The 807-nt window shown below is 79.1% G+C and carries 1 pseudogene; it reads right to left on the reverse strand.

Annotation, left to right across the window (positions count from 1 at the left end):
• Window positions 1–660, reverse strand: a pseudogene (locus ABD308_RS30570) (hypothetical protein); the annotation flags it as partial.
• Between the last annotated feature and the right edge of the window lie 147 nt (window positions 661–807).

The following is an 807-nucleotide window of genomic DNA, read 5'->3' on the forward strand; positions in this document are numbered from 1 at the left end:
GACGCCCGGGGGGAGGGAGAGCAGGCTGCGGTGGCGGCCGCCGCTGGTGGTGCCGCCGGGCGGGGCGGGGGCGGGCACCGGGACGGTCACCGGCGCCGGGGCGGGGAGGTGCGCGGCGACCGGCTGCGGGGCGGTCGGCTGCGGGGCGGCGCCGAGGTAGCCGGCCGCGACCCATCCCTGACCGGTGCCCTCCTGGGCGGCGGCGGCGTGGGTGGCGGCCTGGGTGGTCGGTCGGCCGGGGGCGGGGGTGGGGTGGAAGCCGGTGGTGTACGGGCCCGCCGGGCGGCCGGTGTGGCCCTGGTCGTGCGGGTGGGCCTGGTGGGGGGCGTGTCCGGTGTGGCCGCTGTGGCCGGTGTGTCCGAAGGGGCGGTCGGCTGGCGGGCCGGTGTGCTCGGGGCCGTTCGGCTGGGTGGACATGAACTGGGGGATGCCGATCGCCTGGCCCGCGTACGTCTGGAAGGCCTGGTGCTGCGGCGGGTACGGACGCGGGTCGGGGCGGGCCGGGGCGGCGTCCCGGACGGCGAAGCCGGTGAACGTCAGGTCCTCCTCGCCGGAGCGGTCGCCCGGCAGTGCGCGGAAGAGCCGGCGGTACTCGGAGTACAGCTCGTCGTAGATCGGCGTCGCCGAGTGCGGGTGCTCCGCGTCGTACGACGGGCGCATGCCCGGGATCGAGCGGGAGGCGGGAGTGGACCGCCGGGGGGAGGCGGGGACGTCGTAGCTGTACACGCAGGGCCCAACGAGCGAGCGCGCCGCGGGATGCGGGTGGGGGCGGGCGCGGCCGGGGTGTGGCCGGGGTGCCGGCCAGGT

This window comes from Kitasatospora putterlickiae, from assembly GCF_039527695.1.
Taxonomy (GTDB): domain Bacteria; phylum Actinomycetota; class Actinomycetes; order Streptomycetales; family Streptomycetaceae; genus Kitasatospora; species Kitasatospora putterlickiae.